At 49.0% G+C, this 17,725-nt stretch carries 13 protein-coding genes, 5 tRNA genes and 1 pseudogene; 4 read left to right on the plus strand and 15 right to left on the minus strand.

The window, feature by feature from the left end; translation table 11 throughout:
- Positions 1-30: 30 nt before the first annotated feature.
- The 7 genes from ACFQNF_RS10635 to alr all read right to left on the minus strand — a co-directional run bounded on the left by ACFQNF_RS10635 (position 31) and on the right by alr (position 3,454).
- A tRNA-Glu gene (locus tag ACFQNF_RS10635) sits at positions 31-105 on the minus strand.
- 18 nt (positions 106-123) lie between these two features.
- A tRNA-Arg gene (locus ACFQNF_RS10640) sits at positions 124-200 on the minus strand.
- A gap of 74 nt (positions 201-274) precedes the next feature.
- Positions 275-349: transfer RNA gene (locus ACFQNF_RS10645), tRNA-Glu, on the minus strand.
- Positions 350-399: 50 nt separating this feature from the next.
- Positions 400-476, minus strand: a tRNA-Arg gene (locus tag ACFQNF_RS10650).
- 8 nt (positions 477-484) lie between these two features.
- Positions 485-577, minus strand: a tRNA-Ser gene (locus ACFQNF_RS10655).
- Between the two features lie 249 nt (positions 578-826).
- Positions 827-2,053, minus strand: a complete 1,227-nt coding sequence (locus ACFQNF_RS10660) for an aspartate kinase (protein ID WP_380187964.1) — start codon at positions 2,051-2,053, stop codon at positions 827-829.
- A gap of 327 nt (positions 2,054-2,380) precedes the next feature.
- Positions 2,381-3,454 carry an alanine racemase gene (alr, locus tag ACFQNF_RS10665; protein ID WP_380187965.1) on the minus strand — a complete coding sequence of 358 codons (1,074 nt, stop codon included), beginning with the start codon at positions 3,452-3,454 and terminating at the stop codon, positions 2,381-2,383.
- Positions 3,455-3,741: 287 nt separating this feature from the next.
- On the opposite strand from alr, the gene ACFQNF_RS10670 reads away from it, so the two are divergent.
- Together ACFQNF_RS10670 and ACFQNF_RS10675 are read left to right on the plus strand one after the other, a co-directional pair.
- A complete protein-coding gene (locus ACFQNF_RS10670) occupies positions 3,742-5,316 on the plus strand; it encodes an ABC transporter substrate-binding protein (protein WP_380187966.1) in 1,575 nt (524 codons plus the stop codon).
- Between the two features lie 547 nt (positions 5,317-5,863).
- Entirely contained in the window at positions 5,864-6,307 is a 444-nt protein-coding gene (locus ACFQNF_RS10675) for a hypothetical protein (protein ID WP_380187967.1), read from the plus strand.
- Here ACFQNF_RS10675 and ACFQNF_RS10680 read toward each other — a convergent pair.
- The 3 genes from ACFQNF_RS10680 to selD form a co-directional block, all read right to left on the minus strand.
- A complete protein-coding gene (locus tag ACFQNF_RS10680; RefSeq protein ID WP_380187968.1) occupies positions 6,304-7,089 on the minus strand; it encodes a ferritin-like domain-containing protein in 786 nt (261 codons plus the stop codon). The genes ACFQNF_RS10675 and ACFQNF_RS10680 overlap by 4 nt on opposite strands.
- Positions 7,090-7,390: 301 nt before the next feature.
- The gene (locus ACFQNF_RS10685; RefSeq protein ID WP_380187969.1) at positions 7,391-8,719 is read right to left on the minus strand and encodes an NAD(P)/FAD-dependent oxidoreductase; all 1,329 of its coding nucleotides are present in this window, start codon (positions 8,717-8,719) and stop codon (positions 7,391-7,393) included.
- 532 nt (positions 8,720-9,251) lie between these two features.
- On the minus strand, positions 9,252-10,289 hold the full coding sequence (gene selD / locus ACFQNF_RS10690) for a selenide, water dikinase SelD (RefSeq protein WP_380187970.1): 1,038 nt from the start codon (positions 10,287-10,289) through the stop codon (positions 9,252-9,254).
- 141 nt (positions 10,290-10,430) lie between these two features.
- Between selD and mnmH the strand changes: the two genes are divergently transcribed.
- Positions 10,431-11,474 carry a tRNA 2-selenouridine(34) synthase MnmH gene (gene mnmH / locus ACFQNF_RS10695; protein WP_380187971.1) on the plus strand — a complete coding sequence of 348 codons (1,044 nt, stop codon included), beginning with the start codon at positions 10,431-10,433 and terminating at the stop codon, positions 11,472-11,474.
- Positions 11,475-11,724: 250 nt separating this feature from the next.
- On the opposite strand, the gene ACFQNF_RS10700 is transcribed toward mnmH, so the two are convergent.
- The 3 genes and pseudogenes from ACFQNF_RS10700 to ACFQNF_RS10710 all read right to left on the minus strand — a co-directional run bounded on the left by ACFQNF_RS10700 (position 11,725) and on the right by ACFQNF_RS10710 (position 14,778).
- The gene (locus tag ACFQNF_RS10700; RefSeq protein WP_380187972.1) at positions 11,725-13,362 is read right to left on the minus strand and encodes a methyl-accepting chemotaxis protein; all 1,638 of its coding nucleotides are present in this window, start codon (positions 13,360-13,362) and stop codon (positions 11,725-11,727) included.
- Positions 13,363-13,551: 189 nt separating this feature from the next.
- Entirely contained in the window at positions 13,552-14,241 is a 690-nt protein-coding gene (locus tag ACFQNF_RS10705; RefSeq protein ID WP_380187973.1) for an alpha/beta fold hydrolase, read from the minus strand.
- A gap of 49 nt (positions 14,242-14,290) precedes the next feature.
- A pseudogene (locus tag ACFQNF_RS10710) lies at positions 14,291-14,778 on the minus strand (SDR family NAD(P)-dependent oxidoreductase).
- A gap of 246 nt (positions 14,779-15,024) precedes the next feature.
- Between ACFQNF_RS10710 and ampC the strand changes: the two are divergent.
- Positions 15,025-16,209: a class C beta-lactamase gene (gene ampC / locus ACFQNF_RS10715; RefSeq protein ID WP_380187974.1), complete on the plus strand. Its 1,185-nt coding sequence runs from the start codon at positions 15,025-15,027 to the stop codon at positions 16,207-16,209.
- A 242-nt stretch (positions 16,210-16,451) separates the two neighbouring features.
- Here ampC and ACFQNF_RS10720 read toward each other — a convergent pair whose 3' ends face one another.
- A complete protein-coding gene (locus ACFQNF_RS10720) occupies positions 16,452-17,216 on the minus strand; it encodes a carboxymuconolactone decarboxylase family protein (RefSeq protein ID WP_380187975.1) in 765 nt (254 codons plus the stop codon).
- A 114-nt stretch (positions 17,217-17,330) separates the two neighbouring features.
- Positions 17,331-17,720, minus strand: coding sequence for a MerR family transcriptional regulator (locus ACFQNF_RS10725; protein ID WP_380187976.1), 390 nt, complete (start codon positions 17,718-17,720; stop codon positions 17,331-17,333).
- Between the last annotated feature and the right edge of the window lie 5 nt (positions 17,721-17,725).

Below are 17,725 nucleotides of genomic sequence, written 5' to 3' on the forward strand. Positions count from 1 at the left end.
CGTTACTACTTTATAACCAAAACTAAATCTTGGCGATCCCACGGGGAATCGAACCCCGGCCGCCGCCGTGAAAGGGCAGTGTTCTAACCGCTAAACTATGGGATCGTACTTTTAAAACTTAACTGGTGCGGCTGAAGAGATTCGAACTCCTGACCCTCTGGTTCGTAGCCAGATACTCTATCCAACTGAGCTACAGCCGCAACTTACACTGAGGAAATAAAAAAGCCGGCTTAGCCGGCCTAATCATTCCGAACTTACTTTACATACTAAATTCTGGCGATCCCACGGGGAATCGAACCCCGGCCGCCGCCGTGAAAGGGCAGTGTTCTAACCGCTAAACTATGGGATCGTACTTTTAATACTATTTAGTATTGCTGAAAACTAATCAGACAAACTAAATGGTGCGGCTGAAGAGATTCGAACTCCTGACCCTCTGGTTCGTAGCCAGATACTCTATCCAACTGAGCTACAGCCGCAATATGCTTGGCGGAGAGCAAGGGATTCGAACCCTCGATACAGGTTTTGCCCGTATGCTCCCTTAGCAGGGGAGTGCCTTCGACCACTCGGCCAACTCTCCGTCAAGGACCCGAATACTACGCAAACGCCGGTAGGGCGTCAATCGCTAATCTGCAATTAATTTAAGTTTTTAACACGTTTTCTTATATGCCTGCATCAAGCACTCGCTAGCGCTCTGTTTTGTAAGGATAAATACAAAAGGGGTACAGAATATAAAATTCTGCACCCCTTTAAAAAACCATCAATTCTCATAAAAAACGCAGCACACTTTGTTTTAAAACAGAATCAGATGCTTTTTAATAAAGCCAATTTATTGAATCGCATCCAAACCAAACGCTTTATGCAGCACGCGCACGGCGAGTTCCAGATACTTTTCATCAACCACAACCGAGATTTTAATCTCGGAAGTTGAAATCATTTGAATATTGATGCCTTCTTCGGCCAGCGTTCTGAACATCGTCGACGCCACCCCCACATGCGAGCGCATGCCCACGCCCACAATCGATACTTTACAGATTTTATCGTCGCCATTGATCTGGCGAGCGCTGATCTGGCTTTGTGCACCTTCTAGTACTTTAATCGCACGGCCCAAATCATTTTTAGGCACGGTAAAGGAGAAATCGGTTGTGCCGTCTTGGCCCACGTTTTGGATGATCATATCAACGTCGATATTGGCATCCGCCACTGGGCCTAAAATCTGATAGGCAATGCCCGGTTTATCTGGCACGCCAATCACATTGATACGGGCTTCATCACGATTAAACGCAATGCCGGAGATAACGGGTTTTTCCATCTTGCTGTCTTCCTCGAAGGTAATCAGCGTGCCCTCGCCTTCTTCCTGAAAAGAAGACAAAACACGTAACTTCACATTGTATTTACCGGCAAATTCAACCGAACGAGTCTGCAATACCTTTGAGCCCAAGCTGGCCATTTCCAGCATCTCTTCAAAAGTAATGGTGGTCAGCTTGCGTGCTTCAGGCACCACGCGTGGATCGGTTGTGTAAACGCCATCCACATCAGTATAGATCTGGCACTCGTCAGCCTTCAGTGCTGCGGCCAACGCCACACCCGTGGTATCCGAACCACCGCGACCTAGCGTCGTGATATTGCCTTCTGCATCTACGCCTTGAAAACCCGCGACAATCACTACTTTGCCCGCGGCCAAATCGCTGCGCATTGCACCATCGTCAATATGCTGGATACGCGCCTTGGTGTGCGCGCTGTCGGTCAGGATCTTGACCTGACCACCAGTGTAGCTCACTGCATCAACGCCGATTTCTTTCAGCGCCATAGCCAGTAGGCCAATAGTGACCTGCTCACCGGTAGAGACAATGACATCCAATTCACGAGGATCTGGATTGGCCTGAATTTCCTTGGCCAGTGCGATCAGCTTATTGGTTTCGCCGGACATCGCAGAAACAGCAACGACAATATCGTGCCCTTCTGCTTTGAATTTAGCCACGCGGCGAGCCACGTTTTTAATCCGCTCGGTAGTGCCTACCGAGGTGCCGCCATATTTCTGGACAATCAATGCCATGGATCAAACCTGCTGCTTGGGTAGGTTTTAAAAGGAAGGATCATTGTAATGAAACCCGACCATCTTTTCGAGCGAGAAAACAGTTTAAGTCATTATTTATTCATGAATTGTTATGCTGTTTAGGCATAAACATCATCAACAAATAGTATATGTTTTAAACGCGCCACTCCAAACACTTATTCCAACGCCCAGAACAGGCTCTTTATCTGCATAAAAGCATCTTCAAAAAACCCGCCTTAACAAAAACAAACCAACAACAAACGCAAAACAGCAGCACATGTAGCTGCTGTTTTGCGCTTTCTTATCGAATTGTTATTGATAGACTATTTAAAACTCAACAAACACCGGCACACGAGCCGCAACCGCACACATCAATTCATAGCCAATCGTGCCAGCTGCGCTCGCGACTTCGTCGATAGACACGTTTTTACCCCACAGCTCTACCTCGCTGCCCAGACCTGCCTCTGGTTGATCGCTTAAATCAACCGCCAGCATATCCATCGATACGCGGCCAATCAGCCGACTGCGCACGCCATTAAGCAACACAGGTGTGCCGGTAGGCGCATGACGAGGGTAACCATCGGCATAGCCGCAAGCCACAATCCCTACCCGCATCGGCCTAGCCGCAACAAAGCCTGCCCCATACCCAACGGTATCTCCCGCTTTAAGCTCCTGTACCCCGATCACTTCAGCGCTTAAAGTCATAGCGGCTTGCAAGCCCAGCTCTGCCGCACTCTTGTTGCTAAAAGGGGAAGAACCATATAAAGAGATGCCAGGGCGTACCCATTGCCTGTGGGTTTCTGGATAGGCCAATAATGCCGCCGAATTAGCCAAAGTCACTGGTAAATTCAAATCCGCACAGGCGGCATCAAAACGCGCACATTGTGCTGCCACGCCCTGCTCAGGGTCATCAGCGGTGGCAAAGTGCGCCATCAGGGTGATGCTGGCTACGTTGATGCACTGCTTCAGGCGCTCAACTAAAACAGAAGCGGCTTCGGCAGGAAAGCCCAAGCGGTTCATGCCGGTATTAAGCTTCAGAAAAATATGTACCGGGCGACTAAGAACCGTGCTTTCTAACCAATGAATGCCACGCTCATCATGCACCGACAACCAAAATTCATGATGCGCACAAAGCTGCAACTCTGCTGCAGAAAAAACCCCTTCCAATAATAAAATGGGCTGCTTTACTCCCAACTCTCTTAAGGCAAGTGCAGATGGCATTTCTAAAGTAGCAAAGGCATCTGCATTGGGCAGGGCCGCCACCATATTTGCAATACCATGGCCATAAGCATTGGCCTTGATAACAGCAAAGACTTTACTGCTCGGCGCACATGCTTTTGCATGCGCATAATTAGCTGCAAGTGCCGCAGTATGAATCACAGCACGAATCGGGCGAGTCATGGCAAAACCATTGCAAAGGAAAAACGCAGATTATAAACCTTGTGAAGTAAGGCTGGCGGCAAAAAACAGGTCACTAAGATGGGGATTTACTCGTACACAGAGTTCGTATTTTTAAAAACCACACATGCTTTACCTTATTACCTCAGCAAAGCACGAGTTTCTTTAGGCAAGAAGAAAGTAATATGTAATACGCAGCAAAAAAACCATAATAATATGCAAAAAGAGTCGTTTTTAAACCATAGATAGCACGGTATTATCTAAACATCGCAACACATCGAGAATCTGCCATGCGCTTGATTTCATCACTTTTTGTCTTACTCTGGGCTGTTACCGTAGAAGCCAAGCCACTTACGGTATGCACCGAAGCCAGCCCGGATGGCTTTGATGTTGTGCAATACAATTCACTGACCACCACCAATGCATCTGCTGATGTATTATTTAACCGATTAATCGACTACGACGCCGCTACCGGTAAGCTAGTACCTAGCCTTGCCGAGAAATGGGAAATCAGCCCAGATGGGCTGAGCTATACCTTTACCCTAAAAAAGAATGTCGCTTTTCATAGCACCGATTACTTTAAACCTACGCGCGCGCTCAATGCCGACGATGTAGTGTTCACGTTTAATCGCATGCTAGATAGCAATCACCCTTGGCATAAGAGTGCGCCCAATGGCTATCCCCACGCACAAACTTTTCAATTACCCAAACATATCAAAGCCGTTAAAAAAATAGACGCACAAACAGTGCGCTTTGAATTAAATGCTCCCGAAGCTACTTTCTCTGCCCTGCTCACCATGGGCTTTGCCTCGATTTACTCAGCCGAATATGCCAATCAATTATTGGCGGCAGGCAAAACCAGTGATTTAAATAGTAAGCCAATCGGCACAGGGCCTTTTGTATTAAAAAGCTATCAAAAAGACAGCACGATACGCTTTGATGTTTCCAGCCAATACTTTGGCAATAAACCTAAAATCGATAAATTGATTTATGCCATTACCCCTGATGCCAGTGTACGAGTACAAAAATTAAAAGCAGGCGAATGCCAAATTGCGCTCTCACCCAAGCCACAGGATGTATTAGCGGCAAGGCAAGATAAAAGTATTCAAGTGATTGAAACACCGGCGTTCTCTACCGCCTTTATTGCTTTTAATAGCCAGCACAAACCTTTTGATAATGTAAAAGTGCGCCAAGCGCTTAATCATGCATTTGATAAAAAAGCCTATCTAAAGCAGGTATTTGACGGCACAGCCACCGCCGCGGATGGCCCTTATCCGCCTAATACTTGGGGCTATATCAACTTAGAAGATTACAAATATGACCCCGCTAAGGCCAAGCAATTGCTAGCTGAAGCAGGCTTTCCCAATGGATTTTCCACCACTGTCTGGATACGCCCAGCGGGTAGCACGCTTAATCCTAATCCACGAGCTGGTGGGGAATTGCTACAAGCCGACTTAGCTAAAATCGGCGTTAAAGCCGAGCTAAAAGTGATTGAATGGGGCGAGCTGATTAAACGCGCCAAGGCGGGCGAGCACGATATGTTATTTATGGGCTGGAGTGGCGACAATGGCGATCCAGATAATTTCTTAACGCCGCAATTTGCCTGCTCATCGGTAGAATCAGGGCTGAACTTTGCCCGCTATTGTGACCCGCAGCTGGATAAGCTCATCACTAATGGCAAAAAAACAGCCGATCAAACTGCGCGAACCAAGCTTTATGAAACTGCACAAAAAATTATCCATGATCAAGCGCTGTGGATTCCATTAGCCCATCCTATTGCCGCGGTGCTAGCTAAGCCCAATGTCAGTGGCTATAAAATCAGCCCATTTAGCCGTCAGGACTTTAGTAATGTGATTGTGAAGTAAATACCAAGGCAGCAGCAATCCTATCAACTTAAGCAAAACCAATCGGAGTGATGCCCCCGTAGGTTGGGTTAGCGAGGTTGTTCGCCGATTTTAGGCGGGCAATCTCGCGTAACCCAACATTTAGGCTCCGAAGAATGTTTGGTCACGCGATATATCGCTGGGCGAGGTAAACCTCGCACGCAGACTGCTAACCCAACCTACGAATTCTGTTTAAGTTGATAAGATGGAGCAATAAAGGCGATTAAAACTCGGCAAAGTTTTAATCGCCTTTATTACATGGATGAAAAGTATGTGGAGCTAGCGCTTAGTCTATAAAGACGAAGCAAGAGCGCATATCTAGCTAAATACTGGATCTATGGGCATCAAGTTAAAGGTCATGCAAAGTCACTGCGTAGGGCGGGTGAAACCCGCCGTTTATAAGCTTTTTAGCTATAAAGCTGGCGGGTTTCACCCGCCCTACGATAGATACAATGCTTGAAAATGAGCGGCATGCACATAAGCTCATTAAAAGCTCGATCACTGTATTAATCTGCTGGGGAATGGTTCGATGGCATTACTATTTTTTGGTAGTTTGCTGATTGTGCTGGGCTTACTAGCTGGCTGCCTCTTGCTGATTGCTCCCCTCGGTATTATAGAAATCACTCCGGGTATAGGGCTGTGGCTGCTGTTTCCTGCCTTTAGCATTGGCGGCTATATTTTGCTGCTGGTCACACCGAGCTTTGCCAGACTACGCCTGCTGTCTTTATTTTTATCCAGCTTATTACTCTTACTAGCTGCCACCGCAGCGGCCGAATTAATGCTTTATGCCAGCACGATCATGCAACCTACGGGCAGCACGCTGATCTTATGGTATGTGTTAATGATTGCGGGCGGGCTGGGTATAGTGGCAACGGGCGCTTTTGATATTAAAAAGCTCATTTCCAAACTACGCCACCCCAAATCAGCACCACCACCACCCGCTCCGCCGATTAGCCAAAAACCCAAGCACTAATCCAGCTGTTGCAATGCCGCCAACTCTTCCTCACTAAACCCTGCCGCCCTACGCGCTTCTAAATTAAACGGCCCGCGCTGCTTGGCGGCTTGATATTGCAAGGCTAGTTGCTCGTAAGCTGCAATCGTGTCTAAGCCTCGCTCTTCACACAGCGCCTTGTACCAGCGATTACCAATCGCCACATGGCCCACTTCATCTCTCAAGATAATATCCAGAATCGCAGCACCTGCCTTGTCGCCTCGATGCCTGAGCCGGTCACGAATTTGCGGAGTGACATCCAAGCCCCGCGCTTCCAGAGTGCGGGGAACCAGCGCCAGCCTTGCCAGCAAATTATCCTTGGTTCTTTCTGCCATATCCCATAAGCCGTTATGCGCCGTGAAATCGCCATAGGCGTAACCCAGCGTCAGCAGATGATCTTGCAAGAGCACAAAATGATAGGCCTCTTCACGGGCTACTTTTAGCCAATCACGGTAAAAGTCTTCGGGCTGGCCAGCAAAGCGCCAAAGAATATCGAGTGCCAAATTAATCGCATTAAATTCGATATGCGCCAAGGCATGTACCAAGGCAGCATGCCCTTCAGGTGTGCTGATTTTGCGGCGCGGCACATCCATAGGCGGCACTAGGGGCGGGCGCTCGCTCAAGCCTGGCGTTTGTTCTGTGCTGACGATCAGCTCATCACAGGCCAGTGGATGCTGATCTTCGATGGCACGCACAAGGGCGACTTTATCGCTGTGATTAGCCATTTGCAGCGCGAGCAAGGCTTGATGGCGGATTGATTTCATGGCGGGTAACGATAGGCAAAAGGCGTATTTTGGACAGTCGGGCAAGGCTTGGCAAATAGATCATCTGTGCGCCAGCCCTGAAAAAGATCTGTAGACACAGAGATTAGGAAGAATACAGAGCACTGATTAAATCGTCATCCCCGAATGTTTTTATCGGGGATCCACTGCAAATACTGGATTCCCGCCTGCGCGGGAATGACGAAACTAAATAAATCAGAGTTTAGGTTTTCTCTGTGTTCTTCGTGTCCTCACCAGTCTCTGTGTCTACAGGTCTAAGGTTCTTAGGCTGAGGCTCTTACCCTTAATGCAGCTTAATTCTTGGCTTGCTCACGCGGTCGATATATTCGCCCCATGTGGCCAGCCATGTTTTAAACCAGCCATTCACCGCCACTTGGTGTTTTTTATACAGTGACCAATACATCATTTTGGCGAACTGGCCCTCAATAAATAAGCTGCCACGGGCAATGCCGCCCATTAAGCTGCCTACCGTGCTGTACTCACCCAAGGACACCAGCGAGCCGTAATCCTGATATTTAAACTCTGCCAGGGGTTTTCCTGCCAAATAAAGAGGAATGCTTTTCGCCAGCAGCATCGCCTGCTGGTGTGCGGATTGTGCGCGGGGTGGCACAGTAGCCCCTGTATCACCGAGCGGACAAGCAGCGCAATCGCCCAGTGCAAAAATGCTAGGGTCGCGCGAGGTTTGTAATGTACGGCTAACCACCAGCTGATTAAGACGATTACTCTCTAAACCGGCGATATCTTTGAGGAAATCAGCCGCTTTAATCCCCGCAGCCCACACCACCAGATCGCTAGGAATAAACTTGCCCGAAGCCATTTTGACGCCCGAAGCCGATACATCGATCACTCGCTCATTGGCATGAACCTCTACCGCCATTTTGCGCAGCTCAAGCGCCACAGCATTGGATAGGCGCTCCGGCAGGGCAGAAAGTAGCCTTGGCGCGGCATCAACAATCACAATTTTTAAATCATGCTCGGGGTGGATATTGGCAAAGCCAAAGCTACTCATAATGCGCGTGGCCATATGCAGCTCGGCAGATAGCTCTACCCCTGTAGCCCCGCCGCCGATAATGGTGACGGTAAAGCGCCCTTCACCCGCTTGTTTACGCCTTGCTTGCGCGCGTAAGCAGCTATTGATAAAACGTTTATTGAAGCGCTCTGCTGCCTCGGGGGTATCGAGCATAATGGCGTGGTTTGCAACACCCGGCGTGCCAAAATCATTGGTCTGGCTGCCCAGCGCCATCACCAGTGCATCGTAAGCAATGGTTTGCTCGGGCACTAGCTCGCTACCGTCTTCCTCATCCAGCGTTGGGGCCAGCACCACTTGCTTAGCTTCTCTATCCAACCCCGTCATGCGGCCTAGACGAAAATCGAAATGGTGCCAGCGGGCCAACGCGATATATTCCAGCTCGTCGGCATGACTATCTAAGGTGCCTGCCGCCACCTGATGCAAGAGCGGCTTCCAGATATGAGTACGGGCCGCATCGATCAAGGTGATATGCGCTTTGCCCTTGCGGCCCAGCTTTTCACCCAGCTTTTCACCCAGCTTTACTGCCAGCTCCAAACCACCAGCCCCTCCCCCAACTATTACGATGCGCTGCAATGCAGTCATAGCCATCCTCCCCCGTTGATTAACTGCCCTTATTATGCGTGAAGCTGACATGAAAAGGGCATGTAAAACAACCATTTAAAGAGGCTTGATTACATGGATGGAATACGCTACTTACAAGCGCCCCCTAGCCCTTTCCCAAAAAAGTGAGGAGGATGGCTGAGAAAGCTAAGGGAGCAAAATCTTAAACCCTCGATGCCACAGAGAGCATAAGTATCTGCACAAGTCGATATGCACGTTTCCCCCTTTGTAAAAGGGGGGCTAGGGGGGATTTTCAGTTGATGTTGGGCTTAAATAAGCACAAAACCCAAGGTAAATCCCCCTCAATCCCCCTTTTTCAAAGGGGGAGGTGTGGCACGGAATTGATGACAAGAAGTTGTATAGATACACATGCACAGAGAGCACAGAGTTTCACAGAGGAAGCGATAAATTTAATGGTTTTCTCTGTGAAACTCTGTGGTTCAAGCTTTATCAAACGATCAAGGCTAGTTGAACAATCTTGCTAATCAGCTAAAGATGCCTTTAGCCCTGAAAACTAAGCCACCAACACCTTAGCCTCACCTTCAGCCAGTTGCCCAATCACCGCTGCCTGTGCAAAGCCTTGTGCCTTAAATAGCGCCATGACTTCATCAACTGTATCGGCAGCGCAGGCCACGAGTAGGCCGCCGGAGGTTTGCGCGTCGGCCATGATGCGCTGCTGCCATTCTGGCACTTGCTCGGCAAAGTCCACATCTTGCCCAAAGCTAGCTAAATTGCGCTCAATCGCACCGGGGCCGATGCCTTGCTGGGCAAAGCCAACTGCGGCAGAGAGTAGGGGTAAATCATTAGCAGCCACATTTGCAGTCAGCTTGGCGCCACGGCAAACTTCTAAGAGATGGCCAAGTAGGCCAAAGCCCGTCACATCGGTCAGCGCATGCACGCCTGCCAATTTCGCCAAATCGCTACCTACCTTATTCAACTGCGTGGTGGTATCAATCAGCTGCTTATAACCTGCATCATCCAGCAGACCCTTTTTCATGGCGGTGCCCAAGATACCGATGCCCAGCGGCTTGCCTAAAATCAGCACATCGCCTGCTTTGGCATCGCTATTTTTTTTAAGCTGTTTAGGATGCACCAAACCCATCGCCACTAAGCCGTAAATAGGCTCAGGTGCGTCGATCGAATGCCCGCCCGCAATCGGAATACCCGCATCGCTACATACTGCCGCGCCACCGGCCAAGATTTGCTGGATATCTTCGATCGGCAGCAGATTGACCGGCATGCCGACAATCGCCAAAGCCATAATCGGCGTGCCGCCCATGGCATAGATATCGGAAATCGCGTTAGTCGCGGCGATGCGGCCAAAGTCAAAAGCATCGTCCACAATCGGCATAAAAAAGTCGGTAGTCGCTACCAGCGCTTGTTCGTCGTTCAACCAATAAACGGCCGCATCATCCGCCGTTTCAGTACCCACCAAAAGCCTGGGAAACAAAGCCGCAGTTGGTAATTTAGAGAGCATTTCTGATAAAACAGCTGGGGCGATCTTACAACCGCAACCGCCACCGTGTGATAAAGACGTTAATTTTGTGCTCATGACATCATCCTGATTAAATATTTATTGCCCACCATAGCAGCCTGCGTTTGCTTTGACGAACTTTAGGCCGTGTGAATTTCTCCACGAACAGCCCTCTCCCGTGGGACAATTACGCCAATCAAGTGCTTATAGTGAAATGATGTGAAAAATTTGTTGGCGACCTTAGCAGACCTCTCCACCTTTGACGAGGTGATCGATGTACGCACCCCGCTTGAATTTGCCGAAGATCATATCCCTGGCGCAATCAATGCCCCCGTGCTCAGCAATGAAGAGCGTGTCATCGTCGGTACGCTGTATAAACAAGACCCCTTTGCCGCCACAAAATTGGACGCGGGCTTGGTCGCCAAAAACCTCGGCATTCACCTTGCCACCACCTTTAAAGACAAGCCAAAGAACTGGAAGCCGCTGATTTACTGCTGGCGTGGCGGCAAGCGCTCTGGATCGATGACCACTTGGTTTAATCTAATCGGCTGGAAAGCACGGCAGTTGCAAGGCGGCTACAAGGCTTATCGCGCAGATATTTTAGTCAAGCTAGACGCCATCCCTGCCGTATCACGCTTTATTGTTTTGGCCGGCCACACTGGCTGCGGCAAAACACGTTTACTCAATGCCTTAGAGAATGAAGGGGCACAAACGCTGGATTTAGAAGGCCTTGCCAAGCATCGTGGCTCGGTACTCGGGGCTAGCCCTGCTAGCGCACAGCCTTCGCAAAAAAGCTTTGATAGCCAGCTGATAAGCCAACTCAGCCAATTTGACCCAAGCCGCCCGGTGTTTGTTGAAGCCGAAAGTAAACGCATCGGCTTGGTGCATCTGCCCGCCAGCCTGATGCTCGCCATTCGCGCCGCCGATTGCATCTTGGTGCAGGCCAGTTTTGAAGACCGCATTCGCTTTTTATGCGATGACTACAGCAATCTGTTTGATGACCCGCTTAGCTTTAAAACCAAGCTAGCCCGCCTAGTCGAAATGCACGGCAAAGTGGTATTAGCCCACTGGAACGAGCTGATCGATCAAGGCAAAAAAGCCGAGCTATTTAGCGAGTTAATCAGCAAACACTACGACCCCGCCTACAAGCGCAGCAGCCAAAGCAATTACCTGAGGCTCGCCGACGCAAGGCCGCTCGTCATTGATCCATCGAGTGATTTAAGTGAATGCGCAAGGCAGTTGATTGTAGATTTGGGGGCGTAAAGGATATTGCACAACCTAAATCTTGAAACACGGAGGCCCCCAGGACACACGGAGTTTCACGGAGAAAAATGGGAGTTAAACCCCAGTCCTATCCGCTAATAGCAAAATGCCTTCGTAGGGCGGGTGCAACCCGCGAGCAATACTGAAAAATACGCGGGTTTCACCCTCCCTACAAATAACCTAGTGCCTGTAAACCAGTGACAAGGGATATGGCATCGCCTAGCTTGATGTGCATAGCCCCCCACCATCATTACAAAATAAACCGCTGTACCGACTGATGCAAACGGGCAGATAGGTTTTGTAAATCTTGTGCAGAGCGGGCGCTGAGCTGAATTTCTTGCGCTTCTAATTCTGCTCTTTGGGCGATTTGCTCCACCGCCTTGGCGATTTCTGTGGTGGCCATGCCCTGCTCACGGATAGTGCTGCTGATGCTGTCTACCACACTGCGAACTTGCTCTGCCCCGCTGCGAATATCTTCAATGGCCGTTCCCGCCTCATTGGCCAGCAGCACGCTGGCATTCGCTTGCTGCACACCGCTTTCCATTTGCACAATCGCTTCCCGCGTGCCGGATTGAATCTGCCCAACCATCGCAGCAATTTCTACCGTGGATTGGCTAGTACGCTCAGCCAATTTACGCACTTCATCGGCCACCACGGCAAAGCCACGGCCCTGCTCGCCTGCCCTTGCCGCTTCAATTGCGGCATTGAGCGCCAGCAAATTCGTTTGATCGGCAATATCCTTAATCGTGCCAACAATCGAAGTGATCTTGTCAGACTGGCGGCCCAGCTCCTCAATCCTCACCGCCGATCCTTTCACCAGCTCGGCAATTTTGTGCACCTCGGATGTGGCGCGATGAATCACTACCGCACCACGGCCCGACATCTCTCTGGCCGATTCGGCCAAGCCACGGGCATCATTGGTATTCGCGGTGACATGATCAATCGACACCGACATTTCCTCTATCGAGGCTGCCATCGACGATGCCGATTCGCTCTGCTCATTAGAGCGGCGAGCCACTTCGGCCGAGCGATCACTTAAGCTGCTCGCCGCCGTACTCATTTGCCCAGCGCCACTAATTACCTCGCCAATCATCGCGCGTAAAGTTTGCTGCATATCCCGCAGGCTAGCCATCAGGCTATCTTTATCATTGGCCTTACAGACCACGTTTTGATCGAGATGCCCACTCGCCACACTTCTGGCTAACGCAACGGCTTCCTGTGGCTCACAGCCCAAGAGCTTAAATAAAGAGCGCCCAAGCAAGACCAGCGTCAACGTCACCAGCGCCATCATCAACAAACCTAATGGCAAGAGCACATATAAAATACTGCGGAATTTTTCATTCACATCATCGATATAAACACCCGTACCGATCACCCAGCCCCAGGGCGTGAAACCTTGCACATAGGAAATTTTATCGACTGGCTCGGTGCTACTAGGCTTTGCCCATTGATAAGCAACAAAACCCGCACCCTCGCTTTTAACCACCTTCACCATTTCAAGAAACAGCGCCTTGCCATTAGGGTCTTTCAGCGCCGACAAATCTTTGCCTTCCAGCGCGGGCTTCATAGGGTGCATCAGCATTTTCGGGCTTTCATCATTCACCCAAAAATATTCTTTTTTATCGTAACGAATCGCTCTTAAAGCTTGCAGCGCAGCGGCTTGTGCAGAGGGCTGATCCATTTTTCCATCGCGGCTAAGCTGCTCAAAATGCGCCACCACCGTTTGCGCCGATTCAGCTAAGTTGCGAACCTTATCTTTTCGGCCACTCAGCATCTCATCCTTAAAATGTAGCAACATCAAACTGCCCATCATAATAAACGCCAGCAAGGTGATGCCTGCAACCAAGACCAATCGACTACGTAATGTCATTCCAGCTTGCGTCTTCATTACCTTCTCCAGTGTTTATTATTTATTACTTATTCACTGGATTATGCCCACGTAAGGATTAGCAGATGTAGCCTTTCTGTTGTTTGTTGTAAATCCACGACTACGTGCAAGTCCGTATACCTAGGGGCAATAAAGCTTTGTTAAGTGGCTCAGCGCTTCCAACCTTGGAGAGACTCACTTAATAAAAAATTAAAACCCATTCCGGATTTCACGCACGAAAGTATTGACCTCCTGAGCAGCCTTAATCGGTAAAGCTTGCAGCAGACAGTGAGGGGCTACCAGCTCGACAATACGAGTACGCGGATTGAGCTTGGCAATCAGAACTGAAGCACTAGCGGGGACAACTTGATCGCGCGACGCGCGTAGATACAGCACGGGCACTTTAACCACAGACAACTGACTTGAAACGTTAATAGCCAGCACGGCCTGCAGCCTAGCTCGTATAACCGATAGCGATACTAGCGAAAGAGCCTGAGTAAGCGCCACTTGCAATTCTCTCGTGATAAAACGCCCAAACAAAACCCGAGCGAGCAGACTCACAGGAACCCGTGGAAGAATCGTAATCAGTGAGTGAAAAGCTGAAAATATTGGACGAGGGTTGCTCAAAAACGAGCAGCACAAAATCAAACCTTTAAGATTCGGTGAGCCAGAGGCAGCAAGAGACACGGCAATAGGGCCAGAGAATGATTCGCCAAGAATAATATAGGGCTCATCAATGGGAAGTGCTGCACGGGCGATCTGCTCAAGCTCTCTATAGCCCAAAGGCTCGACTGGTGGGTAAACAACAACCTTCACATTGTACTCAGTCCCAAGAGCTGCAATAAATGATGCAAATAATTGGCCTGTACCATCCATTCCAGGTAGCAGAACGAGCGTCACCGATGTAGTGCTCCGTAAATAATGTATCCACAAAAAACCGTCTTTGAGTTCAAGCGTGCAAACCACCATCTACCACAAGACTATGCCCAACCACATAAGACGATGCGGCGGTGCTTAACCAGAGAATGACATTAGCAATTTCTTTCGCTTGGGCGAGCCTACCTATGGGGATGGCTTGCGCGAGCTGCGCCTGATGCTCAAGCCGTTGATCCTCGCTAAGATGCACCGTGCGGCGCTCACGGCGCGGTGTTTCAGTCGCCCCAGGGCAGACGCATTAATCCGCACGCCTCGCCCGGTATACTCCCTTGCAGTAGAGCGAATCAACCCAATTACGGCGTGCTTTGCCGCGCTATACACCGCAGCCGTCGGCGCGCCAGATAAGCCATTCACCGATGACACATTCACAATCGTGCCGCCACCAAAGCGTAGCATCGCCTCAACCTGGTACGTCATGCAGTTAAAAACGCCTAAAACATCCGTCGATACCGTCTTGCTGGCATCTTCAAAAGACATTTCATGAGTCGGAATCGGGAGCATGACAATGAAGGATTATATTTAGCTCGCTTTAATAGTCTATCAGCATATCCAAGTTAATATAAAAAGTGAGCATCAAAATAAGCAAAGCGCCTTCAATTTAATATGCCATCTACACGCTGTAACCCGTGGTGTAACCTCATAAAAATGATGTGATTTAATACCATGCCGCGATATGAGCATCTGTCTAAAATGCCAGCACCACCTTCATAAAACACATTATTCATTTTTAGAACAGGAAATAAACTCATGCGTAGAAAAGCAATAAAGCTATTAAAGATCCTCTCTGTTTTAAGCTGTGTCATTAGCCCATTAAGCCATGCCGCAGAAAACGCAGATCAAACTAAAATCAAAGAAATAGTAAACGCTGCAATCACCCCTATACAAAAAGAATTCAACATCCCTGGGATGGCGGTTGCAGTGAGTATTGATGGTCAAAATTACTTTTATAATTATGGCATCGCTTCAAAAGAGGGCAAGCAGGCGGTGAGCCAAGATACGCTATTTGAAATTGGCTCGATTAGTAAAACCTTTACCGCCACACTGGCCTCGTATGCCCAAATCAATGGCCAGCTTTCTTTTGGCGATAGCGTCAGTCAGCATTTGCCTTCTTTACGCGGCAGTGCCTTTGATAAAGTCAGCCTGCTTAATCTAGCCACGCATACTGCTGGCGGCTTGCCACTGCAAGTGCCTGACGAGATTACTAATAATGAGCAGCTGATGGATTATTTTAAAAACTGGCAGCCTAAATATGCCGCAGGCACATATCGCGTTTATTCCAACCCCAGCATTGGCCTGCTTGGTTTAATTACGGCTAAAAGCATGAATACTTCTTTTGAAGAGGCTATCGAAAAAAAATTATTCCCTGAGCTAGGAATGACTAATAGCTATGTCAATGTACCCGCAGCGCAAATGAAGAATTACGCGCAGGGCTACAATAAAAAAGACGCCCCTGTCAGAGTAAGCCCCGGTGTTTTAGCCGCCGAAGCCTACGGCGTAAAATCCAGCTCGGCAGATATGATTAAATATATCAATGCCAATATGAAAATAGCCAAAATAAACGATAAAGTGCAACAAGCACTGATCAATACCCACAGCGGCTATTTTAAATCTGGCGGGATCGTACAAGACCTAATCTGGGAGCAATACGCTTATCCTGTAGAATTAAATAAATTATTAACAGGCAATAGAGATGCTATGGCCTATGAAGCCAATGCAGCAAGTAAAATCACTCCCGTTTTAGCACCACAAAGCATGGCATGGATTAATAAAACTGGCTCCACCAATGGCTTTGCTGCCTATACGGCTTTTATTCCCGCCAAGAAAATTGGCATTGTGATTTTAGCCAATAAAAACTATCCAATTCCACCACGGGTTACTGCAGCTTATCAAATATTAAACCAATTGGATCAGCAGTCAGAATCTAGAAACTAAGTACTTGGCTGCGGCGTCTTCATCACTTTTTTGAGGGAAGCCAAGCACAATCCTATCAACTTAAGCAAAACCCGCGAGGCACGATGCTTTTGTAGGTTGGGTTAGCTGGTTTATTCGCCTATTGGGGCGGATAAACCAGCGTAACCCAACGTTTAGACGCAAAAGAATGTTGGGTTACGCGATAAAGCTTGCTAACCCAACCTACAAATCCCCCTAAGTTGCTAGGATTGGAGCGGTTCTCCCTAAGCCTGCCACGCCCGTGCAATAGCAAAGCTATCTTCAAACATCTCATAACTTTGAATTTCGCCATCCAGTACCACAAAGCGCATCACAAATGCGCCTTGATAGGCGTGGCCATTCTTGTATTGCCAAGCGAAATGCCCACGGGCAAGGGCCTCGTTTTCACCGTCGTACCAGCGATCAATCACGAATTGCGTGGCTTGGCCCGCTGCTGCGATCTGCTTTAAGCATTGCGCTACTTCTGCACGTCCCTGCCAAAGCCCAGCCCAAGGCACAATTTGCCGGTCCCCTAGAATATGCCAGCTTATGGCTTCGCTTAAATAATCTAATGGCGGCTGACCCGCGATAAAGCCTGCGATAAAGGCCTTGGCAACGGCGAGTGGGGCCAACGGGCGGCTTGGAGTATGGTATTTTTCAAATACTTCTTTTGCCGCAAACACCGCATTCAGCGCAGCAGGAAAGCCCGCGTAAACTGCAGTTTGGATCAGCACTTCGATGATTTCTTCGCGGCTTAGCCCCACATTTAAGGCAGCTTCCAGATGTACTTTTAATTGCGGCGCAGCATTGCCCATTGCAGACAACATGGCAACGGTGGCTAGCTCTCTTTGAGCAAGAGAAAGCCCAGGGCGGGAATAGATTTCGCCAAAGCCAAATTCAATAATATAGCGGCCCAAATCGGGCGCAATATCACGCAGGCTATTAATCACCCGCTCCCCTGCCTGATCATCGACTTCTTTGAGTTTTTTCCAGCCTGATAAATTATGCATGCCATTCTCCTTGAGTGAAGAGTGCATCCAAAAACGATCGCTTCAGGGCAGCCCATCCAATATCCACACATGAAGACATTTTTTATGGACGATGCTGCAACGAAGTAGCCGTTTTTAATGCTGCTCTGAAGAGAGTGACGCTTCCATTTGCTGATAGGTGGCGATTTTGCTGTGCAATAGCAGTAGGTTTTCCTGCAAGCTGGCAATTTGCAGCGCTAGCGTTGCGGCGTGTGTTTCTAGCATCTCACGCCTTGGCACTACGCTTGCCAATGTCTGCCCTGCCCGCCGTAAACTGGCGTAGCGTTGCATATCCACAATACCCATGCCGGTGGCACGCAAGCGCAGCAAGAAATCTATCCAGCGTAAATCGTCCTCCCGATAACGGCGCTGGCCATTTAAGGCACGCGGCACCGCATCGATCAGGCCAATTTTTTCGTAATAACGCAGCGTATCCATCGATAAACCACTGCGTATTGCAACTTCAGAAATGGATAAGGTCACCATGGCCT

It is taken from the genome of Iodobacter arcticus, from assembly GCF_042664895.1.
GTDB classification, from domain to species: Bacteria; Pseudomonadota; Gammaproteobacteria; order Burkholderiales; family Chitinibacteraceae; genus Iodobacter; species Iodobacter arcticus.

Excerpts from the sequence above, each read along its gene's own strand:
- alr (WP_380187965.1), bottom strand. The coding sequence starts at position 3,454 with ATGACTCGCCCGATTCGTGCTGTGATTCATACTGCGGCACTTGCAGCT.
- ACFQNF_RS10725 (WP_380187976.1), bottom strand. The coding sequence starts at position 17,720 with ATGGTGACCTTATCCATTTCTGAAGTTGCAATACGCAGTGGTTTATCG.
- selD (WP_380187970.1), bottom strand. The coding sequence starts at position 10,289 with ATGAGCACAAAATTAACGTCTTTATCACACGGTGGCGGTTGCGGTTGT.
- ACFQNF_RS10685 (WP_380187969.1), bottom strand. The coding sequence starts at position 8,719 with ATGACTGCATTGCAGCGCATCGTAATAGTTGGGGGAGGGGCTGGTGGT.
- ampC (WP_380187974.1), top strand. The coding sequence starts at position 15,025 with ATGCGTAGAAAAGCAATAAAGCTATTAAAGATCCTCTCTGTTTTAAGC.
- ACFQNF_RS10675 (WP_380187967.1), top strand. The coding sequence starts at position 5,864 with ATGGCATTACTATTTTTTGGTAGTTTGCTGATTGTGCTGGGCTTACTA.
- ACFQNF_RS10700 (WP_380187972.1), bottom strand. The coding sequence starts at position 13,362 with ATGAAGACGCAAGCTGGAATGACATTACGTAGTCGATTGGTCTTGGTT.
- ACFQNF_RS10670 (WP_380187966.1), top strand. The coding sequence starts at position 3,742 with ATGCGCTTGATTTCATCACTTTTTGTCTTACTCTGGGCTGTTACCGTA.
- ACFQNF_RS10660 (WP_380187964.1), bottom strand. The coding sequence starts at position 2,053 with ATGGCATTGATTGTCCAGAAATATGGCGGCACCTCGGTAGGCACTACC.
- ACFQNF_RS10720 (WP_380187975.1), bottom strand. The coding sequence starts at position 17,216 with ATGCATAATTTATCAGGCTGGAAAAAACTCAAAGAAGTCGATGATCAG.
- ACFQNF_RS10680 (WP_380187968.1), bottom strand. The coding sequence starts at position 7,089 with ATGAAATCAATCCGCCATCAAGCCTTGCTCGCGCTGCAAATGGCTAAT.